Origin of the sequence: Mesorhizobium sp. B2-3-7, assembly GCF_006442695.1 — a bacterium.
Taxonomy (GTDB): domain Bacteria; phylum Pseudomonadota; class Alphaproteobacteria; order Rhizobiales; family Rhizobiaceae; genus Mesorhizobium.
This window is the reverse complement of the sequence record NZ_VFVV01000006.1, coordinates 1-25,703: the sequence shown is the minus strand read 5'-3', so window position 1 is coordinate 25,703 and position 25,703 is coordinate 1. Positions and strand designations below refer to the sequence as shown.

Annotated in this window: 9 protein-coding genes and 2 pseudogenes; 5 read left to right on the top strand and 6 right to left on the bottom strand. The window is 63.8% G+C overall.

All coding sequences use genetic code 11. The annotated features are described in order from the left end of the window. Positions 1-6: 6 nt before the first annotated feature. Positions 7-597 (top strand): transglycosylase SLT domain-containing protein, encoded by a 591-nt coding sequence (locus FJ940_RS13140; protein WP_140521244.1) that lies wholly within the window; start codon positions 7-9, stop codon positions 595-597. A 544-nt stretch (positions 598-1,141) separates the two neighbouring features. Here the strand turns inward: FJ940_RS13140 and FJ940_RS13135 are convergent. The 6 genes and pseudogenes from FJ940_RS13135 to FJ940_RS13110 all read right to left on the bottom strand — a co-directional run. After that, positions 1,142-3,343 (bottom strand): annotated as a pseudogene (locus tag FJ940_RS13135) (ABC transporter ATP-binding protein); the annotation flags it as partial. A 53-nt stretch (positions 3,344-3,396) separates the two neighbouring features. Then, positions 3,397-4,554 carry an ABC transporter permease gene (locus tag FJ940_RS13130; RefSeq protein ID WP_140495091.1) on the bottom strand — a complete coding sequence of 386 codons (1,158 nt, stop codon included), beginning with the start codon at positions 4,552-4,554 and terminating at the stop codon, positions 3,397-3,399. Between the two features lie 12 nt (positions 4,555-4,566). Continuing rightward, positions 4,567-5,601, bottom strand: a complete 1,035-nt coding sequence (locus FJ940_RS13125) for an ABC transporter permease (RefSeq protein ID WP_140521245.1) — start codon at positions 5,599-5,601, stop codon at positions 4,567-4,569. 149 nt (positions 5,602-5,750) lie between these two features. After that, positions 5,751-7,409 carry an ABC transporter substrate-binding protein gene (locus tag FJ940_RS13120; RefSeq protein WP_140656773.1) on the bottom strand — a complete coding sequence of 553 codons (1,659 nt, stop codon included), beginning with the start codon at positions 7,407-7,409 and terminating at the stop codon, positions 5,751-5,753. 262 nt (positions 7,410-7,671) lie between these two features. Next, the gene (locus tag FJ940_RS13115; RefSeq protein ID WP_140656771.1) at positions 7,672-13,725 is read right to left on the bottom strand and encodes a translocation/assembly module TamB domain-containing protein; all 6,054 of its coding nucleotides are present in this window, start codon (positions 13,723-13,725) and stop codon (positions 7,672-7,674) included. Between the two features lie 2 nt (positions 13,726-13,727). After that, complete coding sequence (locus FJ940_RS13110; RefSeq protein WP_140656770.1) at positions 13,728-15,653, bottom strand: autotransporter assembly complex family protein; 1,926 nt, start codon at positions 15,651-15,653, stop codon at positions 13,728-13,730. Between the two features lie 273 nt (positions 15,654-15,926). On the opposite strand from FJ940_RS13110, the gene FJ940_RS13105 reads away from it, so the two are divergent. From FJ940_RS13105 to FJ940_RS13080, 4 genes and pseudogenes are all read left to right on the top strand, one after another. Then, positions 15,927-21,425, top strand: a complete 5,499-nt coding sequence (locus tag FJ940_RS13105; RefSeq protein WP_140656769.1) for an alpha-2-macroglobulin family protein — start codon at positions 15,927-15,929, stop codon at positions 21,423-21,425. Between the two features lie 212 nt (positions 21,426-21,637). Next, positions 21,638-23,731, top strand: coding sequence for a penicillin-binding protein 1C (gene pbpC, locus FJ940_RS13095; RefSeq protein WP_140516692.1), 2,094 nt, complete (start codon positions 21,638-21,640; stop codon positions 23,729-23,731). 557 nt (positions 23,732-24,288) lie between these two features. Further along, positions 24,289-25,314 carry a sulfate ABC transporter substrate-binding protein gene (locus FJ940_RS13085; RefSeq protein ID WP_140516694.1) on the top strand — a complete coding sequence of 342 codons (1,026 nt, stop codon included), beginning with the start codon at positions 24,289-24,291 and terminating at the stop codon, positions 25,312-25,314. Between the two features lie 21 nt (positions 25,315-25,335). Further along, positions 25,336-25,703 (top strand): annotated as a pseudogene (locus FJ940_RS13080) (molybdate ABC transporter permease subunit); the annotation flags it as partial.

The window sequence follows — 25,703 nt, the reverse complement described above, 5'->3', positions numbered from 1 at the left end:
CTGCCGATGCGTAGGTCGAGTTTTAGTAAAATTGTAGCGGTTGGTATGCTGCTGGCACTTTCGGCCTGTGCGACGGCCCCCAGCCACATCAACAATGTCTGCGCCGTCTTTGACCAGAATGACGGCTGGTTCGACAATTGGCAGTCGGCCGCCGAACGCGCCGAGCAGAAATACGGCGTGCCCGTCCCCGTGCTGATGGCGACCGTGCGCAAGGAATCGGGATTCAAGAGCAACGCCCGGCCGCCACGCACCAAACTGCTCGGTTTCATCCCATGGAAGCACGTCTCGTCGGCCACCGGCTTCTCGCAGGCGCTGGACGGCACCTGGTCGCAATATCAGAGCGAAACCGGCAACTGGGCGGCGCGCCGGACCAAATTCGCCGACGCCGTCGATTTCGTCGGCTGGTACCATTCCAAGACAGCGGATACCTATGGCGTCGCCCGCAACGACACCTACAATCTCTACCTTGCCTACTATCTCGGCTGGACCGCCTATGGCCGCGGCAATCGTGGCGATTCCGGCGTCCAGAGCTATGCCCGGGCCACCGACAAGATGGCCCGCGACTATGCCGAACAGCTAAGGCAGTGCGGCAGCTAAAGGGCTCCCGCTACAACGACAGCATCTGTCAGCGCGGCTTCCTGCCGAACACCTTGATGTATTCCGCCTCGCCGCCCTTGGTGAGCGCCTTCGCCTGCTTGACCCAGTCCTCGCGCTCGATGCGGCCCTGGAATCTCAAATGGTCGTCGACCCACTCCCGTTCGGCCTTCTTCCACGAGGCAATTTGAGCGTAGGTGAAGATACCGAGGCCATTGAGGATGGCTTCCGTCTTCGGACCCACGCCGGATATCAATTTCAAGTCGTCCGGCTTGGCAGGCTTGGAGATGCCGGCGGGTCGGTTCCTGTCGGCCGCGCCATCACGCGCCGCGCCTGGTCTGGCCGCACGGCCGCTAATTGGTGCGACACGCGCATTCTCTGCCTGGCGGCCCTCGCCAAGCGTTCTCGGCGTGAAAGGCGCGGAGGTCGCGTTGGCATCGGTCGCCGGTGCACCTGTTTCGGAGACCTCGTCGCGCACCTCGTGGCGGCGGGCTCGCCACACGGCTTCTGTCTCCTCGGCGTCCTCTCCCACCGCGCTGGCTTCCGCACTGGCGGTCTTGCCATGTGGTCGGTTGGGTGGCTGACCGGCAAAGCCCGGGCCGGCCCCATGCGGCGCGTCGTCCGGCACGCCCTCATGGTCGGCATGCTGCTTGTCGAACTTGATCACTGGCTCCATCGTCGCCAGAACGTCGTCCGAGAGCCAGCACAGGCTCATGTGCCCGCCGCCCAGGTTCTTTACCGGCGGCACCTTGGTTTCGCAGAGATTATCCGGCACCAGTCTCTTGTAGCCGCAGCGCGTCTGGAACGGGCAGCCTGTCGGCGGGTTCATCGCCGAGGGTATGTCGCCCTCCAGCACGATGTGCTTCTTGACCACGCTGGTGTCGGCGATCGGGATCGCCGAAAGCAGTGCCTCGGTGTAGGGATGATAGGGCGGCGCGAAGATCTGGTCGGTCGTACCTTGCTCGACGATATAGCCGAGATACATGACGACGACCCGGTCGGCGATATAGCGCACGACCGACAAATCGTGGCTGATGAACAGCATCGTCGTCTTGTTCTTGCGCTGGATGTCCATCAGCAGCTCGGTCACCGCCGCCTGCACCGACACGTCGAGCGCCGAGACCGGCTCGTCGGCCACCACCACCTTGGCATCGCCGGCAAAGGCGCGCGCCACGCCGATGCGCTGCTTCTGGCCACCCGAAAGCTGGCGCGGCTTGCGGCTCTCGAAGGCGCGCGGCAGCTTCACAAGGTCAAGCAATTCCAGCATGCGCTTGCGCCGGTCGGCGACGGTCTTGCCGACGTTGAACTTTTCCAGTGTGCGGATGATCTGCGAGCCGACCGAATGGCTGGGGTTGAGCGTATCGAACGGGTTCTGGAACACCATCTGGATCGACGACACCGTGTCGACGCTGCGGCTCTCGATGCCGGTCGACTGGATTTCCTTGTTGGCGAGCGTGACCTTGCCGGAGCTCGCCGTCTCGAGCCCGAGCAGTACTTTGGCCAGCGTCGATTTTCCGCAGCCGGATTCGCCGACAATGGCGACGGTTTCGGATTCGCGCGCCGTGAACGAAATCGTCTCGTTGGCCTTGACGACGCGGCCCTCGCTTGAGCCGAACACCTCGCTGCCGCCAACCTTGTAGTATTTTCTCAAGTCCTCGATCTTGAGTACCGGTGCGCCAGGCACGACCTTCTCATTGACCTTTTTGGCGCCGGGCGGCAGGGCGTCCCAATCGATTTCGTTGAAGCGCACGCAGCGCGAGAAATGACCTTCATGTCCCGCGACTTCGATCATCGGGATTTCGGCGGCGTTGCAGACGCCCTCGACGAAATGGTGGCAGCGCGGACCGAAATTACAGCCCTTCGGCCTTTCATGCGGCAGGGGCAGCTGGCCGGGGATCGAGATCAGCGGCCGCGAGTTCTTGTCGGCGCCCGGCAGTGGAATCGAGCGGAAAAGGCCCTGCGTATAGGGATGGCGCATCCGGTCGAACACGTCCTTGATCTTGCCGGTCTCGACGGCCTCGCCCGAATACATCACCGTGATGCGGTCGCAGGTCTCCAGGATCAGGCCAAGATTGTGCGACACGAAGATCATCGAGGTGCCGAACTTCTCGCCCAGCCCCTTGACCAGTTCGACGATGCCCGCCTCCACCGTCACGTCGAGCGCCGTCGTCGGCTCGTCGAGGAGAAGCAACGCCGGCTTCGACAGCAGCGCCATGGCGATGACGATGCGCTGCTGCTGGCCGCCGGAAAGCTGGTGCGGATAGGAGCGCATCATGCGTTCCGGATCGGGAAGCTTCACTGAGCGCACCATTTCGAGCGCACGTTTATAGGCCTCTTCCTTCGACACCTTGTCGTGGATCAACGGCACTTCCATTAGCTGCTGGCCGATCTTCATCGCCGGGTTCAGGCTCGCCATCGGCTCCTGGTAGATCATGGCGATCTTGTTGCCGCGGATGCTGCGCAGCTCCTCCTCGGAGAGCTCGCCCATGTCCTTGCCCTGGAACTTGATCTTGCCGCCGACGATCTTCCCGATGTTGGAGAGATCACGCATGATGCCGAGCGACACGGTCGACTTGCCGCAGCCGGATTCGCCGACAATGCCCATCGCCTCGCCGGGCATGACCGTGCAGGAAAAATCCATCACGGCCGGTATCTCGCCCTTGCGGGTGAAGAAGGAGATCGACAGGTTTTCGATCTCGATGATCGGCCCATTGTTCGGCTTGGCCGGATTTCGAACTGCCTCGTTCATGGGTCGCTCCAATCCTTGGTTTTTCCGGGCAAGTAGGGTCGAGGACCCCGCCATCAATCCTTCATCGATTGCTCGCGCAGGGAATCGGCGAGCAGGTTTAGCCCCAGTACGAACGACATCAGCGCGATCGTCGGCGGCAGTGCCGGGTGGATGAAGGAACGCAGCAGCCGGCTGGCATCCTTGATCGCGGTCCCCCAGTCGGGACTTTCCGGCGCCAGCCCGAGGCCGAAATAGCCCAGCGTGCCGAGCAGGATGGTTGTGTAGCCGATGCGCAGGCAGGCATCGACGATCAGCGGTCCGCGCGCATTGGGCAGGATCTCCCACAGCATGATGTACCATGGCGATTCACCGCGCGTCTGGGCCGCCGCCACATAGTCCCGCGTCTTGATATCCATGGTCAGGCCACGCACGATGCGGAACACGCCCGGGCTAGAGGCGAACACCACCGCCACGAAGATGTTGAGCTGGTTGGGATCGATATGCACGATCTTCAGCGGGTCGGCATCGAACACCAGGCCGGCATAGATCCAGCCGCCGACCACCAGCGTCAGTCCGAGCAGGATGTAGATCCGGTCGGAACGGTTCTTGTAGCGCGTCCAGAACAGCACGCAGAAGAAAATAATCGGGAACAGGAAGAAAACGCCGGCCAGCGCGTAGGGGATCGGCGTGTCCATGATGCCCGGCGTCACCAGGAGGTAGAACAGCAGGATAACCGGGAAGGCCAGCACGAGATTGGCCAGGAACGACAAAACGGTATCGATCTTGCCGCCGTAATAGCCGGCCGGCAGGCCGAGCGTGATGCCGACCATAAGCGCGAAGCCGGTCGCCGCCGGCGCGATGATCAGGACGATCTGGCTGCCATAGACCATGCGTGAAAAGACATCGCGGGCGAGCTTGTCGCCACCGAACAGATAGGCGAGGCCCGATTGCGGTTCGATGGCTCCGGGCAGTGTATCCTTCATGATGGGAATCTGGCCGAGCGGATCGAAAGGCGAGATGGTCGAGGCGAAGATCGCCGTGAACAGCCAGAACAGGCAGATGGCCACCCCCGCTATGCCGACGCCGCTGTCGAACAGTTGGCCGTAGAGAGCCAGCTTCTTCTTGTAGAGGAAGCTCGCGCCCATGACGATGAGAAGCGCGAGCCAGACCGGCCAGAAGCGCCAGAGCACTTCGAGGACGACGGTGGAGGCACCGATATATTGGGCTTGCATGCGCCGTCTCCCCTACTGGACCCGAATGCGCGGATTGAGGAACGCGTAGCCGACATCGGAAATGAGCTGCGTGATCAGGACGATGAACACCGAGACCAGCGAGCAGCCGAGCAAAAGGTCGATGTCGTTGTTGCCGGCGGCCTCGACCAGTGTGTAGCCGAAGCCCTGATATCGGAACATCACCTCGACGATGACGACGCCGGTGAGCAGCCACGGAAACTGCAGCATGATCACGGTGAAGGGCGCGATCAGAGCGTTGCGCAGCGCGTGCTTGACCACCACGCTTTTGAAGGAAAGACCCTTCAGCCGGGCGGTGCGGATATATTGCTGCGTCATCACCTCGACCATCGAGGCACGCGTCATGCGCGCGATGTAGCCGATGCCGTAGATGGCCAGCGTGATCACCGGCAGCGTGAAGTTATAGAAGGTGATGCCCTGGCTTGCCGATGCGGCGGATCCGTTCAGCCAGCCAAGCCAGGAGGCGAAGATGACGGTAAAGATGACGCCCGATACGTATTCGGGCGTCGCCGTCGAGGCGATCGAGGCGACCGACAGCACCCGGTCGGTGCGCGACCCCTCGCGCATGCCGGCCAGGATGCCGATCAGCAGCGAGACCGGCACCATCACCGCCAGCACACAGAACATCAGGATGCCCGTGGCGCCGAGCGCAGGGAACAGCTTGGCGCCCACCGTGGTCTTGAATTTGGTCGAGCAGCCGAAATCACCCTGGAGCACGCCGGAGAACTTCGGCTCGGCCGGATCATTGCAGAAGGAGAAGCGCTGCGCCGGCTTACCGGTCGCCGGATCGGTTACCGGCTGCTTGGGCACGACGCCCAGCCATTGGCCGTAGCGCACGAAAAAGTTCTGCCGGTAGCCGTGATTGACCAGCCAGCTTTCCAGCTGTTCGGCCGAGGTGTGCATCTCGGTCTGGCTGATCGCCAGCTTCTTCAGGTTGGGTTCCAGATTGACGAGGAAGAAGACGACCAGCGTCAGGCACAGCATCGTGAGCAGTATCGTGCCGATGCGTCTGGCGATGAATGAGAACATTGTACCCCCCTGCCGGCCGGGTTGGGGTCAGATAGGTTCAACCCTGTATCAAAAACCTTGTGACGTCACGCCGCCGCTGCATCCAATGCAACGGCGGTGATGCCGCGGGAGCGAAAGGCGCTGGCGCCCCGCTCCCGACAGGCTGTGGGTCACGCCTGATCGAGCCAGACCTTGCCGAAGTCGTGCTCGTAGGTGGGGTGCATCGAGTGGTTCTTCACCTCGGGCTTGATGTTGATGTAGAGCTTGCGCCAGTAAGGCTGGATGATGATGCCGGAATCCTGCAGCATCTGCTCGATGTCCTTCATCACCACCTTGCGCTTCTCCGCGTCGGCGATCCCGAGCGCCTCGTTGACCTTGTTGTCGAAGTCCGGATTGGCGTAGGCCGTCTCGTTCCAGGCTTCACCCGAGCGGTAGGCGATGGCGATGACCTGGATGCCAAGTGGACGCATGTTCCAGTTGGTTTCCGAGAACGGATATTTCGTCCAGTCGTTCCAGAAGGTCGAGCTCGGCAGCACGGTGCGCTTCACCTTGATGCCAGCCTCGCGCAGTTGGGCCGCGATCGCGTCCGTGGTGTTCTTGTGGTAGTCCTCGTCGTTGCTGATCAGCTCGTGTTCGAAATCGATCACGCCGGCTTCCGTCAGCATCTGCTTGGCCTTGGCGATGTCGCGCTTGATCTTGGGCAGCTCGACATATTCGGGATGGATCGGCGCGACATGGTGGTTCTCGGCCGGCGTGCCGGCATTGCCGTAGCCGAGCTGCAGCACCACCGAGTTGTCGACGGCCAGACACATCGCCTGACGCACTTTCTGGTCGCCATAAGGCTTGGCGTTGACGTTGAAGCGAGACACCACGGTGGCGGCGGTCACGACCTCGGAAGGCGGCGCGCCGACGTCTGCGATGATCTTGACGTAGTCGGCGGTCGTCTCATGGTTGGTCTGAACTTCGCCCGATTCGAAGGCCGAAACCGTTGCGGCCGGATCGGTGCCGTAATCGATGAACTCGACGCCATCGAGGAAGGCTTCGCCCTGCCACCACTTGCCGGTCTCGCGGCGCTTGTAGACGACCTTCTGGCCGACGTCGTAGGAGACGAGCTCGAACGGACCCGTACCGATCGGGCAGTTCTTGAAGTTGGCGCCCTTCTCGTCGAAGCTCTTGTGCACCACCAGTGCCGGATAGTCGGTCAGGTTGGGGATGATGGCGATATCGGGCTTGGTGAGCTTCAGCTTGACGGTCATGTCGTCGACCTTGATGACCGACCCTTCGCGCAATTTCTTGGTCTTGTCATCGACGAGGCTGCCGAGGCGGCCCGGCATGGAGTTGCCTTCCGCGGCCTTGTCGGCCCAGCGGGTGAAATTGTAGATCACGTCGTCGGCGGTGAACTTGTCACCATTGTTCCATTCGACGCCCGGCCGCACATGCAGCGTGTACTCGGTGGCGTCGTCATTGATGTCCCAGCTTTCCAGGAGATAGGGCGCGAATGTGTACTGGTGGGTGTATTTCACCAGCGGCTCGAGCGCCTGCCTCTCGGCATTGGAGATTTCCGACCAGTCGGCCGTGCGCGGATCTTTGGGATCCTTCACCGACATTGCCACCTTGAGCACGCCGCCTTTCTTACCCTGCACGTCCTCGGCCCTGGCCGGCGTCGGGGCGGCGAGCCCCAGAAGGCCATAGGCCATGGCCGTCGAAGCGCCGAAGACGCTGGCAAGCGCGAGGAATTCGCGGCGATCGACCTTACCCGACTTAGCTTCTTCGGCCATGGCCAGGATGTGATCCGGAACGCTATCGCCATTACTCTTGTAGATTGTCATGACTAACTCCCATTGTTGGCTTTCCGCCGATTAACATTCCGCATCCAGGCCATGATGTCAAAGACGGCATGGTTGGGAACATATTGACGAATGTGCAACTTTGGAGGGGGAGCGGTTCGCGTGATAGCGACAGTCTTGGCGCAAAATTGCTAGTGCGCGACGGATTTCCACTAAATCTCTTCAGGCGATTAAACTGAGACATTGGCGCGGTTTGCGACAGGACCAGCCCTCGCCAGGATGAGGGCCAGCCCAAGTCTCCGCTTCAATATTCCTTCTCGTAGAAGATGCCGCCCTTGGCTTCGCCGGCGTCCGTCGCCTCGCCGCGCAGTTTGACGCCGCGTCCCACGTTGAGGTCGATCGTGGCCTTGCCCGAGCCCGGCTTGTCGCCTTTCTGGATCGTCACATAGGTGCGGTCGTTGAGGTACTTGCCGGCAGAAACCGCCGTGCCGCCTTTTTCGTCGGTGGTGACATCAAGATCGTCGACGCCGATCGCGTTGCGCAGGTTTTCCAGCAGCGACGTCGAGCCGCCGACACCGGCGAGTTGCCCGGCGGCTTCGGCCAGTTGCGCGATCTGCAGCGGCGACAGGTTCGACATGGACCGCCCGAAGATCAGTTGCGCCAGCACCTCGTCCTCGGGCAGCGCCGGCACCGAGGTGAAGGTGAATTTCGGATTGGTCGCCTCGCCCGACACCACGATGGTGACGGTTGCGCTGCTCGTGGTCGTTGTCGCGGTCAGGTTGAGATAGGGCACCAGCGAGCCAGAAAAGCCGACCGTGCCCTCGGTGAAGGTCAGCCGCTTGCCGAGAATCGACAGCCGCCCGCGTTGCAGCGTGAAAGTGCCGACCGCTTGCGGCGATGAGGCCGGACCGGTCAGCCTGAGCGAGCCGCCGAGTTCGGCGTCCACGCCCCTGCCCTGGATGAAGATCTGGTTCGGCGCGTTGACGGTGACATCCAGCACAAGGCCGCTGCCACCCGTCTTGCCGCTGGTCGTGGCCGGGCGCAATGCCTTGTCCTGCGCCCTCACCGCGCCGGGCGCGTTCTTGTGTTTGACATCGAGCGCCGAAAGCGAACCTGGCAATTTGTCCGGAACGGTGATCACGGTCTTGGCAAGGTTGACGGTGCCGGCAATCACCGGCGCCGACGTCAGCGGTCCTTTGATCGTCAGGTCGCCGCCAAGATTGGCGGTGACCACCCGCCCATCGGTGTAGCGGCCGTCGGTGAGCTTGATCGACAGATCGGCCGGGAACCCCTGCGCCGGATTGATACCGACCGTGCCGCTGGCCGACAGGCTGCCGCGCGTCGACAGCGTCCCGGTCAGCCGGTTGATCCTGGCGACGCCATTGCCGATGGAAATTTCGGCTGCGATGTCGTTGACCGCAAGCCCGGAACGCGCGTCGAGCAGGCGGGCGCCCGACGTGCTGATGCTGCCGCCGATGACCGGCGATGTCGCGGGACCGCGTACCTGCACATTGACACTCGCGGTCCCCGTCAGCGACAGGCCTTGCGCGGCGAGCTTCTGACTGAGGATGCCGAACGGCACGGCGCCATTGAAGTCGAGCGCGAGCGCCGGCGTGCCTGATGTCGTCACCGTGCCGCCCCCCTTGAGACCAAGGCCGGCCCCATCGCTGACATTGGCGTTGAAGGTCAGCTTGTTGCCGGCAAAGGTGCCGGAGGAAGAGACACTCACCGCACCGACCCCCGCGCCGCGGGTCTGCGAAGTCTGCACGCCGGCAGCATCGAGGTTGAACGCCACACTGGGGCTGGCTGGTGCCCCGGTGACCTTCACCGTGCCCGAAATCGAACCGGCGGCATCGAGACCCCGCGAAAAACTGTTGGCAAGCGAGATCGGCACCCGCGCCAGCGCCGCGTTGATGTCGAGCGCCTGCCCGATCTTGCCGGTCACCGTCGCCGTGCCGCCGCCCAGGTTGAGCACCAGCCTGTCCAGCGTCGTCGTGCCATTGGCGATGGTGACGGTCGAAGCCTGCGCGATGGCAGCCTTTATGCCTTGGACGGTCGCCTCGCCGGAAGCAAGCTCTATGGTCGTCGTGCCGTTTGCCGCCTTCACGCGGCCCGCGGCCCTCGCCGGAATTCCTTTCACCGTCGCGCCGCCGGAAAAGCCGGTCCAGTCGCCGTCACGCTTCAGGTCGACATCGATGCCGCCGATCACCGTGCCGCCCGACGTGACGGTGTCGGCATGGATTTTTCCGGAGATGACCGGAGCGGCGAGGTAATTGGCGATCAATGCGTCGATCGACACGGCCTTCGCCTGAAGATCGCCGCGCGTGACCGAGGCGGTCGTAGCCTTGATGGCGACCTGCGGTGCGGCACCGTTCTTCGAGAACGCAATCGTGCCGCGCACATCGCCTTCCGCTTTTTCCAGCGCCAGTGCGGCAAGCGGTCCTATATCGGGCAGGTCGAGAGAGATCGTGCCTTCGGGTATGAACTTGTCGTCCAGCGCCAGGTCGCCGGAAATCCTGTTTTGGCCCAGCGACAAAAGCAGGCCATTGATGGCGCTCTTGCCGTCCGCGGTCGCCAGCACCGCACTGCCTTGCAAGGGTTGGCCCGCGACATTGCCTGTCAGCTGCACATTGGCCGCCGGCTTGGCCGCGTCGGCTTTGCCGGTGGCGGTTAGTCTGAGCCCGGTGATCTCGCGCGACGCCACCGAAAGCTTGTCGCTGTCGACGGTCAGCGACAGATCCGGCGCGGTCGCCGGGCCCTGCGCATTCAGCGCAAAGGCGATAGCGCCTTTGGCATCCTTCGACAGCAACGAAACATCGCTCAGCACGCCCTTGATGTCGGCGGCCAGCGTATTGTCGGCAAGGCTCGCCTGCCCCCGTGCGGTCAGCGCGCCGGAGGCCAGCGTCAATCCGCCTATGGCGATATTACCGTTGGGTTCGCGCTTCAGCGTGGCGCTCAACTGCGCCCGTTCGCCAAGCATGCCGCGTGCTGCGGCCGGCAGGGCCGACGATGGAGCATCCGCCTTCAGCTTGAGGTCGATGGCGCCGTCACGCAGCGACACCAGGCCGGCGACCTGGCTGTTGAGCGCGTCGCTTTTGAGCGAGCCGCTGTCGATGGCGACAGCGTCGGCTGACAGGCGCCCGCTGAGCGCGGCCGTGACCTTGCCGGCGATCAGCGGCGCGATGGTGGGATTGTCGAGCCCAACCCTATCCACCGAAACTGTGCCCGAAACCGGCCCGGCGCGGTTCTTCAGATCGAACGCATCCGAGTGCAATGCCAGGCTCAGTCCGTCCACCTTCGCCGGTCTCGTGGCGATCGAGGGCAGGATCGCGGACATATCCAATCGGGCCCGCGTGCTCTCGCCCGCCACCTTTGCCGACAGCGACCGGACCTCGATCTTGATGGGACTCTCGGCGCTTCCGACCGTGAGCGGCAGACTTGGACCGGATGAGACGAGGTCAAGGGCGAAATCGCTGGCGCCGTTCGGATTGATCGTGCCGGCAGCTTGACCGGAAACCTTGTCACCGGAGAGCGTCGCGTGATCGAGGACGACGCCGCCGGCCATGGTGTAGCGGCCGGCCGCGTCGACTGCGAGCTGCCGAAGCCCAGTCTGGCGGGTTTGGCTTGTTTCGACACCGGCCAGTTGCACATTGAACCGGACGTCCGGAGCCGACGGCGAGCCCGTTACCTCAGCGCTGCCATCAAGCGTTCCAGCGGCATCGAGGCCGGGCGAAAAGCCGTTGGCAAGGGCAGCCGGCAAGGCGGAGACCTTTGCCGCGAGATCGAGCGTCTGGCCGGCGGTACCGGACAGCGCCACCGAGCCGCCGCCGACATCGAGCGCTAATTTTTCGATGCTGGTGGTGCCATCGGCGATACTGAGCATAGATGGCTCGGCAATTGCCGCCTTGATGCCGCGAATCGTAGCCTCGCCCGAGGCGATCTCGACGCTGGTGACGCCATCGGCGATCTTCACGCGCCCCGCCGCCTTCGCTGGAATGCCGGATACGGTGGCGCCGCCGGAAAAATTCGTCCAGTCTCCGTCGCGCTTCAGATCGACGATGATGCCGCCGACTTGGGTGGTCCCCGACGTCACAGCATCGGCCTTGATCGAGCCTGAAATCGCCGGCGCCTTGAGATAGTTGGCAATCAAGGCATTGACGGCGATTGTGCTGGCCGTCACCTCGCCGCGCGCGATCGACGTGCTCTTCGCGTCAATGGCAACGGAGGGCACGTCGCCACTCTTGGCAAAGCGGATGGTGCCGTTGATGTCGCCGGTCACCGCCTGGCCGGCCAGCGCCGCAAGCTGATCGATTGCAGGCGCAGAAAGAATGAGCGTGCCCAGCGGCATGAACTTGTCATCCAGTGCCAGATCGCCCGACACCTTGTTGTCACCCAGCGACACCGCAAAGCCATTGATCGAGCGCTTGCCTTCGCTCGTCACCAGCGCCGCCTTGATGTCGAGCGGCTGGTCGTTGACGGCGCCGGTCAGCGAAACATTGGCGGAAGGGCTAGCAATGTCGGCCTTGCCGCTCGCGGTCAGCTTGATCGACTTCACCGTGCGGCCCGAGGCCGTCAGGCTATCGCTGTTGGCGGAAACCGTGAAATCCGGCGCGGTCATGGCGCCGCTTGCCGACAGGGCGAAATCGACACCGCCCTCGACCGGGACGCCGACCGTCGGCGACAGCACCGAAACATCCCCCAGCCTGCCTTTGATATCGGCCAGGATGTCGGTACCTTGCATGCTGGCGGTACCGCTGGCGCTGAGCGAACCGGACGTGAGTTCGATCGAGTTGGCGGCGAACGAGCCCTGCGGATCGCGCGACGCTGTGGCCGAGAACTTCACCCGCCCGCCGAGCACCGAGGCGATCTGCTGCGGGAAGGCGGTCGCCACGGCATCGGCATTCATCTTGAGCTGCATCGACAGGTCGGCGAGCGCCACGGTCGCCGTCAGCGAGGCATTGAGCGCATCGGACCGGAGCGTGCCCTGATCGATGACAATGGCGTCCTTGCTGAGGGAACCAGCCAGGCCGACGTCGACCTTGCCAGTGACCAGCGGCGCCAGCGTCGCGACGTCGGTTTTCAGGCCACCGGCCCCAAGCTTGACGGTAACCGGCCCGGTGCGGTTCTGGATGTCGAACCCGTCGGAGTATATCTGCGCCGCCAGGTCGTCTAGCCGCGTCCCGCCGACGACGATCGAAACGAAGGAGGCGCCGATATCGACGATCGGCGCCTTGCCGTCGCCGAACGCCCGGGCGGTGGCATTCTTGATCGCCAGCGTGATCGGCTGCGCCTTGCTGCCGACGCTAACCACCACGGGTGGCCCCTTGGCGGCGAGTTCGACCGAAAGATCGCTGGCTCCGGCGGGATCGACGATACCGGTCGCGGTGCCGTGCACGGCATCACTGTCGATGTTGGCCCGGTCGACACTGATCCCGCCCGCCGTCGTGGCAGTGCCCGCCATATCGAAGCTGGTCTTACCGGCAAACAATGGTTTCAGGTTCTCCGGCAGGAAGCGGGCGAAATCGCCGTCGCCCTTGGCTTCGAGATAGTTACCCTTGTCGGTGAGCTGATGGCGGCCGGTGAGCTGGGTTACGATCCGATGATCGACAAGGAAGGTACCGACGCCACTCCAGTTGGCCAGCGGCCCGGTGCCCGAGACGACGATGTCGACCGGCGGCGTGTCCGGCAGATTGAGCAGATTGGCGATGATGCCGCCGGTCGGTTCCGACGCCTTGAGGTTGAGGTCGAGCTTGTTGTCCGCTGGCGCGAAATGGATCTGCGCGTCGACATTGCCCTGTTTGCCGTCATGGCGGGTAATGTTGAGCACCGTCTCGACCGACAGCGGTGCGGCGTCGGCCTTCACCGAGGCCTTGGCGGCGAGTTCGGCGATGCCGCTGCCGGCCAGTTGTTGGCCGAGCGCGACTTCCGGCAAGTCGATCTGCTTGATATCAATGGAAACCGGCAGCGTCGTCGCGCCGCCTTGCGCCGGCTGCTGCGTGCCGGCCACCGGCAGACGCGCAAGCTCGATGCGCTCCGCCGCGATGCGGTCGGCGCTGAAGTTTTTGGACAACAGTGCCAGCGGCGACCAGTCGATGGCCACCTTGCGCGCCACCAGCCAGGCGCCCTCGCGGTCCTCCAGCACGACATGGTCGACACTGAGCGCGCCCGACCAGATACCGTCGATGCCGCTGACGGTGACCTTACGCTCGTCGCTCGAGGCCAGGCGCGAAATGATGCCGGCGAGATTGTCGCGTCCACGCTCGGTCTTGGTCAGCACGAAAAGCGCGCCGATGGCGCCTGCTACCACGATCAGCAGCGTGTAGAGAAAAATGCGAAGGATGCGCCAGACCGTCTTCATGTTCAAAACGCTTGGCCAATGCCGGCATAGATGCCGAAATGAGGGTCGCCTGGGTCGCGGTTGAGCGGCACGGCGGCGTCGATACGCAGCGGCCCGAATGGCGTCACATAGCGCAAGCCGACGCCGGCGCCCACCTTGACGTCGGAAAAATCGGGGAACGACTTCGTCGATACCGTGCCGGCATCGACGAACGGCACGATGCCGATCGTGTCGGTGATGGCGATACGCATTTCAACCGAGGTCTCGAAGAAGGACAGGCCGCCGATCGGCTGGCCGGTGAAATCCTTGGGGCCGATGCCCTGATAGGCATAGCCGCGCACCGAGCCGCCGCCGCCGGAATAGAAACGCCGGTCGGCAGGCACGTTCTGCAGGCTGGTGCCGACGATCGAGCCAAGTGCGACACGTTCCGCCAGCACGAATTTCGAAGCGGTATCCAGCGACTGATAGGCCGATCCCTCGCCCTTCAGCTTGAGGAAGGCGGCACCGCTCAATATGTCGTAGCTCGGCTCGGCATAGGCCAGCAACCTGAAGCCCTTGGTCGGGTTCAGCCTGACGTCCCTGTTGTCATAGACATATTGCAGCGGGATGCTGGCGATCAGGTATTTATGTTTGCCAAAGGAATCGTGGATGCGTGAATAGTCGAGCGCGACCTCGGCCGACACGGTTTGGTTCTTGGTCAGTTCATAGGACAGGCCGGTGTTGCCCTTGACCGAGAAATGGTCGTAGGCGTCGGGATGTTCGAGCACGGTCTTGATGCCGGCGAAGAATTTAGATGCCGGCCCGATCACGCCGGGTTTCTCGAACATGATGCCGGCATTGTAGTTCAATTCGGACAGGTCATTGCTGCCGATGCCGCTGATGGCTCCGTCGATGCGCAGCTTCTCGGCCCGGCCGAACAGGTTGCGATGGCCCCAATACCCCTCCAGCCCCAGCCCTTCCGTATTCGAGAAGGTGCCGCCCAGCCCGAAATAACGCGGCTTGCGCTCGCTGACCTGGACGCCGATCGGAATGTTGCCCTCGGCATCGAGCTTGTCGGCCTCCTTGAAAGTCACGCTGTTGAAGACCTCGAGCGCCAGCAGCCTGTCGCGCGCATCGTCGATCTCCTGAGGCGAGTACTGCCGGCCACGTTTCAGCCCGGTCATGTATTCGGTGAAGTCGCGGTCGACCTTCTCGGTGCCTTCCACCGTGGTCGCGCCATAGCCGGCGACTGGCCCGGCAGCAACCGTCAGCGTCACGTCGAGGGTCGACGTGTCATGGTCGGCGACGATGTGCCTGCTGGTCACCTCGGCCAGCGGCCTGCCCTGCTCCTTCAGCGTGCGCACGATCAGCGCCTCGGCCTTGAGCACCGCGCCAGACCCAGCGTCGCCGCCTGATATCAGGCCGTAATCGGCGCCCATCAGTCCAGCGGCGTCACCCTCCAGCCGGATATCGCCGAGGGTGAATTTGGGACCCGCGGCGATGTTGACGGCCACGGGAATGGGCTGCGGACCCTTGAATTCGGCGTCCGGCGGCAATTCGTCCAGCGGCTTGCCCTCGATGGTGATGGTGACGACGCCTTCGTAGCGGGCATCGGCGTAGAGCGCCGCCACAAGCTGTTCTCGATCGCTGCGCGCCTTGGCCATCAGACCGAGCGAGCCGGAGACGGGATGGTCTTCGTCGCTCTTCAGCGCCGAGGCGTTTTCGAGCTTTTTCACCAGGTCTTTGTCGGCGTCGGGCGCGGAGATGGTCACGGCGTAGCGCATCGGATCGACGATGTCGGCATCCTCATCGCTCGATGAGCCCCACAGCTTGATGCCGAAGATTTCGAAGGCGGCCGCCGGTCCCAGCCCGGCGATCAGCGAGCAGCAGATCACGGCCAGAAGCAGCGCGCGCGAAAGCACGCGCTTTGGCTCGGTACCCCCTGACATCTGCCTTTCATACGCCGGCATTAAGACAACCTACTTTACAAACCTAAAATTGGAATGAAGTTCTGAAGCGCTCGTAAAGGGGCCACAATCCAATTGTCTGAAATAGGACGGGCTTGGAATTCACACCTTTTGCATTGCCGCAAGAATGCGTGATCCCCTGTCCTATGGAGGTACTACCGGCTGTTGGCCGGAAAGGAAACCGTTGGCAGGCGGAACCCTGCCGCGTCCTCATGTTGACAAGCCTGAGTGAAGCTTGAACATGCCCGGACGTCTGCAAATTGTCTGGAGGGTGTTATGGCAATGCGCGCGGCTCGTCGTCTGTCTTTCCTGATCCTTCTCTTCTTCGCCTGGGCCAATGTCTTGGCCTGGGGTAACGTCGCGCAAGCGGCCGAAGCACGGCGAGTCGCAACGACCGACAATTCCGACTATTTCGGTTTCGACCTCCGGTCCGACCAGAACGTCACGCTCGATCAATGCAAGACCACCTGCCTGGGCGATCCCGCCTGCCGCGCCTTCACCTATAACACCAAGGCCAAATGGTGCTTCCTCAAATCCGATTATAACCAGTTGAAGCCCTTCAACGGCGCGGTCGCGGGCAAGGTCGTCAATATCGACGGCGACCCCGACATCGGCGCGCCGCCGGAACTCGCCTTCTTCCCCAACTGGATGGCTGACCAGGCCCAGCAATACCGTAACCGGCTGCTCGGCCCGGCCTATGACAGGCCGACCGAGGGCATGGCCGCGCTGACCACGGCGGCCGAGCAGGCGGTGCTCACCGGCGATCATCGCACTGCCATGCAGAAATACGAGGCCGCGGTCTCTGTCATGCCCGACGATGGCCAGCTCTGGCTCAACCTGGCGCGCGAAACGCTTGCCGTGCAGCCGGCGGCCAACACATCCGAGGCCTCCACCTTGCCGGCAAACGGTACGTCGGCCGCCTTCAATGCCTACAAGCTCCTGCGTACAGCCAGGACGCGGGCGGAGACGCTGGCTCTCATCGGCTCCGGCCTCGACAAGCGCGACCTCTATCGCCCCGCCCTCCAGGCCTATGAAGCCAGCCTTGCCCTGATGCCCTCGCCTGCGGTCCAGGCCGACTATTCCGATCTCAAGGCTCGCAAGGGTTTCCGCGTCATCGACCACACCGTCGATGCCGACACCAGCGCACCGCGCATCTGCGCCCAATTCTCCGAGGAATTGGTCAAGACCGGCGTCGATTACGCACAATTCGTCACCGTCGACAACCAGCCGCCCAAAGGCGTTGAAGCCAAGGACAAGCAGATTTGCGTCGAAGGACTGGAACACGGCAAGCATTATGACGTGACCTTCCGCGCCGGCCTGCCGGCCGCCATCGGCGAAGTGACCGCCGCGCCCGTCGTGCTGTCGATCTATGTGCAGGACCGTGCGCCTTCGGCCCGCTTCACCGGCGACAGCTTCGTGCTGCCGGCCGGCGCGCGCCGTGGCATCCCCGTCGTCACTGTCAACATGAACGCCGCCGAGATGAAGCTCTATCGCATCGGCGACCGCTCGCTGGCCCAGCTTCTGTCCGGCTACCAGTTCCTGCATCAGCTCGACAGCTACGACATCTCAAACATTTCCGAGCAGATGGGCGAGCCGGTCTGGGAAGGCCAGCTCGACATCGCCAACGACCTGAACAAGGAGGTCACCACCTCCTTCTCGGTCGACGAGGCGCTGCCGCGGCGCAAGCCCGGCGTCTATGTGCTGACTGCCCAGGCTGTCAGCGAGAAGAGCGACGACTACAACTCGATGGCCACGCAATGGTTCGTCGTTTCCGACATCGGCCTCTCGACCTATACCGGTCAGGACGGGCTCAATGTCTATGCCCGTTCGCTGGGCAGCGCCAAGCCGATAGCGGGCGCCGAACTGACGCTGGTTGCCCGCAACAACGAGATCCTCGGCACCGCGACTTCGGATGCCGATGGTCATGCCGTGTTCAATCCCGGCCTGACGCGCGGCGACGGTGGCATGGTGCCGGCCGTGCTGATGGCCAGGCAGGGCGATAACGACTTTGTCTTCCTCGACATGGCCCGCGCCGGTTTCGACCTGTCCGACCGCGGCGTCACTGGACGCGCAGCGCCGGGCGCGCTCGATGTCTACGCCTGGACCGAGCGCGGCATCTACCGCGCCGGCGAGGAGGTGCATGTTGCGGCTCTTGCCCGTGACGGCGCCGCCAAGGCGGTCGAGAACCTGCCGCTGACCTTCATCTTCTCGCGCCCGGACGGCGTCGAGGATCGCCGCATCGTCAGCGATGGCGCGTCAGCCGGCGGGCACGCCGTCGATCTGCCGCTCCAGCCAAACGCCATGCGCGGCACCTGGTCGGTATCGATCTATACCGATCCCAAGCAACCGGCCGTCGCCAGCCAGATGTTCCTGGTCGAGGATTTCGTGCCGGACCGCATCGAATTCGACATGAAGGCCGACAAGCAGGAGATCGCGCAGGGCGAAACCGCCAACATCACCGTCGACGGCCGCTTTCTCTATGGCGCACCGGCTGCTGGCCTCGCGCTCGAAGGCGAACTGACCCTGTCGACCGCGCGTGACTGGGACCGCTTCAACGGCTATTCCTTTGGCCTTGCCGACGAGCAGTCGTCGGAACCGACCGTCACCCCGTTCACCGATCTTCCGGTGGTCGGCGAGGATGGTAAGGCGACCTTCCCGGTCTCCGTCGAGCAACTGCCGTCGACCACGAAGCTCATCGACGCCAAGGTGACGGTCCGTATGCGTGAGACCGGCGGCCGCGCAATCGAGCGCTCGCTTAATATCGGCATCCGCCCGCAAGGCCACATGATCGGCATCCGGCCGGACTTTGCCGATGATGAAGTGCCGCAGGGCGGCACGGCGAAATTCAGCCTGATCGCCGTCGACCCCGACGGCCAGCGCGAGGCGCTGAAAGGTGCGCAATGGTCGCTGGTCAAGGTCGAGCGCAATTACCAGTGGTACCGCTCCAACAACTCATGGAATTACGAACCCGTCACCTTCACCAAATCGATCGCCAATGGCCAGGTCGACCTTGGCGCCGACGGCGAGGCGACAGTGTCGATCCCGGTCGACTGGGGCCGCTACCGGCTCGAGGTCGAGACGGCGGATCCGGAAGGACCCGCGACCAGCTATGAGTTCGATGGCGGCTGGTATGTCTCCTCCACCACCACCGAAACGCCTGATGGTCTCGAGATCGCGCTCGACAAGGGCAATTATGCCGCCGGCGAAGTGGCCAGGCTCAAGGTCTCGCCGCATTTTGCCGGCGAACTTCTGGTCAACATCGGTTCCGACAAGCTGTTGAAGACCGTCACGGCGTCGGTGCCGGCCGGCGGCGGCACGGTCGACATCCCGGTCGGCGACGACTGGGGCGCCGGCGCCTATGTCACGGCAACCCTGTTCCGGCCTGGCGACGCGCAGGAAAGCCGCATGCCGGCCCGCGCCATCGGCGTGAAATGGCTGAAGGTCGATCCGGGCTCGAAGAAGCTCGCCGTCACCCTTACCCCGCCGGACAAGACCATGCCGCGCCAGCAGCTGTCGATCCCGGTCGCGGTCGCCGGCGTAGAGCCCGGCAGCAACGCCTATGTCACTGTCGCCGCCGTCGATGTCGGCATCCTCAACCTGACCAACTACAAGGCGCCGGATCCTGAGAATTGGTTTTTCGGCCAGCGCATGCTGGGCATGGAAATCCGTGATCTCTACGGCCGCCTGATCGACGGCTCTCTCGGTACTATGGGCAAGCTCAGGACCGGCGGCGACGGCGCCAACATGCAGGCGCAGGGCAGTCCGCCGACCGAAAAGCTGGTCGCCTTCTTCTCCGGCCCGGTGCAGCTCGATGCCGACGGCAAGGCACGCGTCGACTTCGATATTCCGCAGTTCAACGGCACGGTTCGCGTCATGGCCGTCGCCTGGACCAAGGAAGCGGTCGGCCACGCCCAGTCGGACGTGATCGTGCGCGATCCGGTGGTGATCACCGCCGGCCTGCCGCGCTTCCTGGCGCCCGGCGACGCCGCCGTCATGCGGCTCGACATTGCGGACACCGACGGTCCGGCCGGCGACTATGCGCTGTCGATCGACACGACGGGGGACCTCTCGACGGGCGACAAGCCCCTGCCCCAGAAACTGACGCTGGCGCAGGGCAAGCGCCAGACCCTGATCGTGCCGCTGATCGCACAGACGGCAGGCAATGCCTCGCTCACCATCAAGCTAGCGCACGCCGATGGCACCAAGGTCGAGCAGACGCTCTACGTGCCGGTCCGTCCGGCACAACTGCCGGTCACCACCCGCATGGTGGTCGACCTCAAGGGCGATGGCGGCGCGCTGCGCGTCGACAAGGAGCTTTTGGCGGCAAGCCTGCTCCACGGCGCTTCGGTCAGTGTCGGCGTTTCGCAGGCGGCGGCCTTCGATGTGCCTTCGCTCCTGATGACGCTCGACCGCTACCCCTATGGTTGCGCCGAGCAAACCACCAGCCGGGCGATGCCCCTGCTCTATGTCAACGAAATGGCCTCGGGCGTCGGCATGGAGAGCGATCCCGAGCTGCATGGCCGCATCCAGGACGCGATCTACAAGGTGCTGAGCTACCAGGCTTCGGGCGGCAGCTTCGGCCTGTGGGGCCCGGGCTCCGGCGATCTATGGCTCGACGCCTATGTCACCGACTTCCTGACCAGGGCGCGCGAGCAGAAATACGATGTGCCGGCGCTCGCCATGAACCAGGCGTTGGGCAATCTGCAGAACTCGCTCGGTTACGATCAGAGCGTACAGGACCGCGGCAGCGAGATCGCCTACGCGCTCTACGTGCTTGCCCGCAACAAGAAGGCCTCGATCGGCGACCTGCGCTATTACGCGGACACCCAGCTCGAGGCCTTCACCAGCCCGATGGCCGTTGCCCAACTGGCGGCGAGCCTGGCGCTGTATGGCGACACACAGCGTTCGGAAGCGACCTTCCAGACGGCGCTGCGGCTCGCCAAGTCGAGCACGGACTATGACTATTATCGGTCGGACTATGGCTCGGCGCTGCGGGACGGCGCCGCGATGCTGGCGCTGGCGGCGGAATCAAAACCGGTGCCATCGGTCGTACCGGAGCTGATCAAGCTGGTGACCAGGGAACGCGCCGAGGTCCGCTGGACCAGCACCCAGGATGAATCCTGGATGCTGCTGGCGGCCCGCGCCCTCAGACAAGGCAATGATTCGATCACGCTTTCCGTCAACGGCGCACCGCATTCCGGCGGCTATTCCAGCCAGATCAACGGCAGCGATCTGGCCGACAGCCCGCTCACCATCGCCAACACCGGCAGGACCCCGCTGCAGGCTGTCGTCACCACCGTGGCATCGCCGGTACAGCCCTTGCCGGCCGGGGGTGACGGCTTCACCATTGAGCGCACCTATTACAAGCTCGACGGCACCGAAGCCAATGTGACGGAGGCAACCCAGAACGAACGCTATGTCGTCGTGCTCAAGGTCAATGAACAGAACAACTGGCCTTCGCGCCTTTTGATCACCGACCTTTTGCCGGCCGGCTTCGAGATCGACAATCCCGGCCTGGTCTCCAGCGCGCAATTGTCGAACTTCTCCTGGCTGGCACAGACCGACGCCGCGCATCTGGAATTCCGCGACGACCGTTTCGTCGCCGCCTTCAACCCCAGCGACGGCGACCACGACCACAATCTGACGCTCGCCTATGTCGTGCGCGCCGTGACGCCGGGCACCTACGCTCATCCGGCCGCAACGGTGGAGGATATGTACCGGCCGCAATATTCGGCCCGTACCGCCACCGGCATGATGGAGGTCAAGGCGCCGTAAGGTGTCGAGGCGGACATGAACGTGAAGTTTGCGCTGCCCCTCATTGCCCTGCCGGCACCTTCTCCCCGTTTAGTGACGGGGAGAAAGGGGCATGCACCAAGGCTTTCGCCAATTTTCAACGTTACAGAAAAGGCGCCGACGATTGCGACAGCTCCCTTCTCCCCGCCACTATGCGGGGAGAAGGTGCCGGCAGGCGGATGAGGGGCAGCGCCATGCCCTCAAGAAAATTCCTGCGCCGCGCGGCTATCGCTAGCACCTCCTTGGTGGCTGTTATTGCTGTTTCCGCCGCTACCCTGTGGCAGCTCGACCGCGCCTTCCCGCCTCCGCTTCCTGAAAAGCTTACCGTCTCGACGGAAGTCCAGGACCGCGACGGCCAGCTGTTGCGCGCCTTCGCCACGCCTGACGGCTATTGGCGGCTCGAAACCCGCCTCGACCAGGTCGACAAGCAGTTCGTCGACATGTTGGTCACCTATGAGGACAAGCGCTTCTGGAACCATGAAGGCGTCGATGTGCTGGCGCTTGCCCGCGCCGCCGGCCAGTTCGCCACCAGTGGCCACATCGTGTCCGGCGGCTCGACGCTGTCGATGCAACTCGCCCGCCTGATCGAGCCGCGCGACAGCCGCAGCCTCGGCTCCAAGCTCAAGCAGATGCTGCGCGCCATCCAGATCGAGCGGCGGCTGTCCAAGCACGAGATCCTCGAACGCTATCTGACGCTGGCGCCCTATGGCGGCAATCTCGAAGGCGTGCGCGCCGCTTCGCTCGCCTATTTCGGTAAGGAGCCGAAGCGGCTCACCGTCTCGGAAGCCGCGCTTCTCGTCGCCCTGCCGCAGCTGCCGGAGAAGCGCCGGCCCGACCGCAACCTCGCGATCGCGCACGCCGCCCGCGACCGCGTGCTGTCCCGCATGGCCTCGGCTGGCCTGCTTGGCGAACGCGAGGCCGCGCGCGCCGCGCTCGACGATGTGTCTGGCCTGCGCCGTAGCTTGCCGGCGCTCGCCGCGCACGCCGCCTATGCGATGCTGCCCAAGGCGGTTCCCGGCCAGCCGCTCAAGCTGACGATCCGCAAGAGCGTCCAGGAAGGGCTGGAACAGGTAGCGCGCGACGCCGCCGCCAAGCTTGGGGCGCGTCTCTCCGTCGCCATGGTGCTGGCCGATTCCCGCACCGGCGATATTCTGGGCGAAGTCGGCTCGGCCAATTTCTTCGACGCCAGCCGCTCCGGCTGGATCGACATGACCAAGGTCGTGCGTTCGCCGGGCTCGACGCTGAAGCCATTCATCTACGGTCTTGCCTTCGAACAGGGACTGGTGGCGCAGGAAATGCTGATCGAGGACAGCCCGGCCGATTTCGGCGGCTACCGGCCGAAGAATTTCGATATGGGCTATCAGGGCGACGTCAGCATCCGCGAGGCGCTGCAACTGTCGCTCAACGTGCCGGCGATCCGCGTGCTCGACGCGGTCGGTCCCGCGCGGCTGACGGCCCGATTCCGCCAGGCTGGGGTAAACCCGATCCTGCCGGTCAACGAGGCGCCGGGCCTGGCCATCGGCCTTGGCGGCGTTGGGATTACGCTGCGCGATCTCGTCCAGCTCTATACAGGGCTCGCCAATGGCGGCAAGACGCACACGCTGCATGATGGCACCGAGCCGGCCGATGCCGAGCGCACCACCGCGACCATCCTCGATGACCAGGCGAGCTGGCAAATCATGGACATTCTGTCGGGCGTCAAGCCGCCCGAGGGTGCATTGCAGCGCGGCATCGCCTACAAGACCGGCACCTCCTATGGCTACCGCGATGCCTGGTCGGTCGGCTTCGACGGCCGTTACGTGCTGGGCGTCTGGGTCGGCCGGGCCGATGCAGGCGCGGTGCCTGGCCTGTCCGGCTATGTGTCGGCAGCCCCAATTCTGTTCGAGGGCTTTGTCCGCTCGGGTCTCGCCACCGTGCCGCTGCCGGGAAAGCCCCCCGGCGCCTTCACTCCTCGACGTAACGACCTGCCTGTGACGCTTGCCCGCTTCGGCGCCGGGTCCGACGGCCTGGTTCAGGCCTCGACCCCCACAGAGCCCGCGCCGACCATTATCTTTCCGCCCGACGGCGCCCGCGTCGATCTCGCCACCAACTCGGCCGACGCCTCGCCGCTGGTACTGAAGCTGCAAGGCGGGCGCGCGCCGTTCCGCTGGCTGGCCAACGGCAAGCCGCTGACCGGCATCGACCGCCGGCGCACCGCGACATGGCAACCGGACGGCACCGGCTACTCGACCTTGACCGTAATCGATGCGGCGGGACGCGCGGCAAGTGTGAAGGTGTTTGTTGAATAAGATTGCGCAAGCGATTCAGGGATTGCGCTTCTTCGCCTGAGGTACGGCGCCTCGCGACAATACTCGCGACGCCAGTTCCTTTACCCGCAATCTCCTCCCAGCCCGCGCCGACGCCCTGCCCGCCGACTTCGTCCGCGTTGCCGGCCCCTCGATCCGCCAGGATATCCGTTACGCCGGAACGGACAATTTTCCTGTACCGCAAGCGAAGCGACGGCAAACCGCAAGCTGCTGCTCGGCGCGATGCACTCGGCCGGATTCAAGAACTATGCACGCGAATGGCGGCACCTTCACGCTGAACCACGATCCCTCCGCCAAGCAGCGCTTCGATTTCCCAGTCCAGCCGGATAGCGTGCCGACCAAATGCCACAGCCTTGCTTCGGCCCCGCTTGTTCCTAGATAGGTCGATGGGGATTCGCCAGCGGACGTTTGAGGAAAATGTTTCTCCGCACCCCGAAATCAGGTCCAAGATTTTCTCCAAAACAACAAAAAAGGCAACATTTAATGCATCTAAATTCTACCAATTCGGTAGATTTGACGCGGGTTCAACGGAGGCAGAAATGACCAAACCTCGTTTCAGGAGACTGCTCGGCGCACTGGTCGCCACGTCTGTCCAGTTCGGCACGCTCGGTTTCGCGTTCGCCGATACCACCATTCTCAACGTGTCATACGATCCGACACGCGAGCTCTACAAGGCCTATGACGAGGCCTTCGCCGCTCACTGGAAAGCCGAGACAGGGGAAACGGTCACCATCCAGCAGTCGCACGGTGGATCGGGCGCACAGGCCCGGGCCGTGATCGACGGCCTCGACGCCGACGTGGTGACGCTGGCGCTCGAAGGCGATATCAACGCCATCGTCTCCAAGTCGAAAAAGATCAATCCGGACTGGCGCACGAAATTCGAGAACAATTCGGCACCCTACACCTCGACCATCATCTTCCTCGTCCGCAAAGGAAACCCCAAGGGCATCCACGACTGGAACGACCTGGTCAAGGACGGCGTCCAGGTGATTACGCCCAACCCGAAGACATCGGGCGGCGCACGCTGGAACTATCTCGCCGCCTGGGCTTATGCCAACGCCAATGACGGTGGCGACGAGGCCAAGACGAAGGAGTTCGTCGGCAAGCTCTATGCCAACGCTCCGGTGCTCGATACCGGTGCGCGCGGCTCGACGGTGACCTTCGCGCAAAAGGGCCTGGGCGACGTGCTGATTGCCTGGGAAAACGAGGCCTATCTAGCGCTCGACGAGTTCGGTGCCGAAAATTTCGATATCGTCTATCCACCGACCTCGATCCTGGCCGAGCCGCCGGTCGCTTTGGTCGACGCCAATGTCGATGCCAAGGGCACGCGCAAGGTCGCCGAAGCCTATCTGGGCTGGCTCTATTCCAAGGAAGCGCAGACGATCATCGCCAAGAACCACTATCGTCCGGCCAAGCCCGATCTGGTGCCGGCAGAGGACCTGGCCAAGCTACCGCCGATCAAGCTGGTCACCATCGACGACCCACAATTCGGCGGCTGGAAGAAAGCACAGCCTTACCATTTCGGCGATGGTGGTATATTCGACCAGATCTACAAGCCCCAGTAAGCAGTCGATATTCAGGACGATATGATCACAGCACCCGCTCGGGCGGGTTGGCGGTTTCGACAGCCGAGCGTCATTCCGGGTTTCGGATTGACGCTCGGCTTCTCGCTTGCCTACCTGACCCTCATCATCCTCATTCCGCTGTCGGGGCTGATCTGGCGCTCCGCGGCGCTGGGCTGGACCGATTTCTGGGCGATCGCCACCGACCGCCGCACCATCAACGCGCTGGAGATCAGCTTCGGCACCGCCTTTGTCGCGGCCGCCGTCAATGTCGTGTTCGGCACGCTGGTCGCCTGGGTGCTGGTGCGCTACCGCTTTCCCGGCCGCCGCATCGTCGATGCCATGGTCGACCTGCCCTTCGCGCTGCCGACGGCGGTGGCCGGCATCGCGCT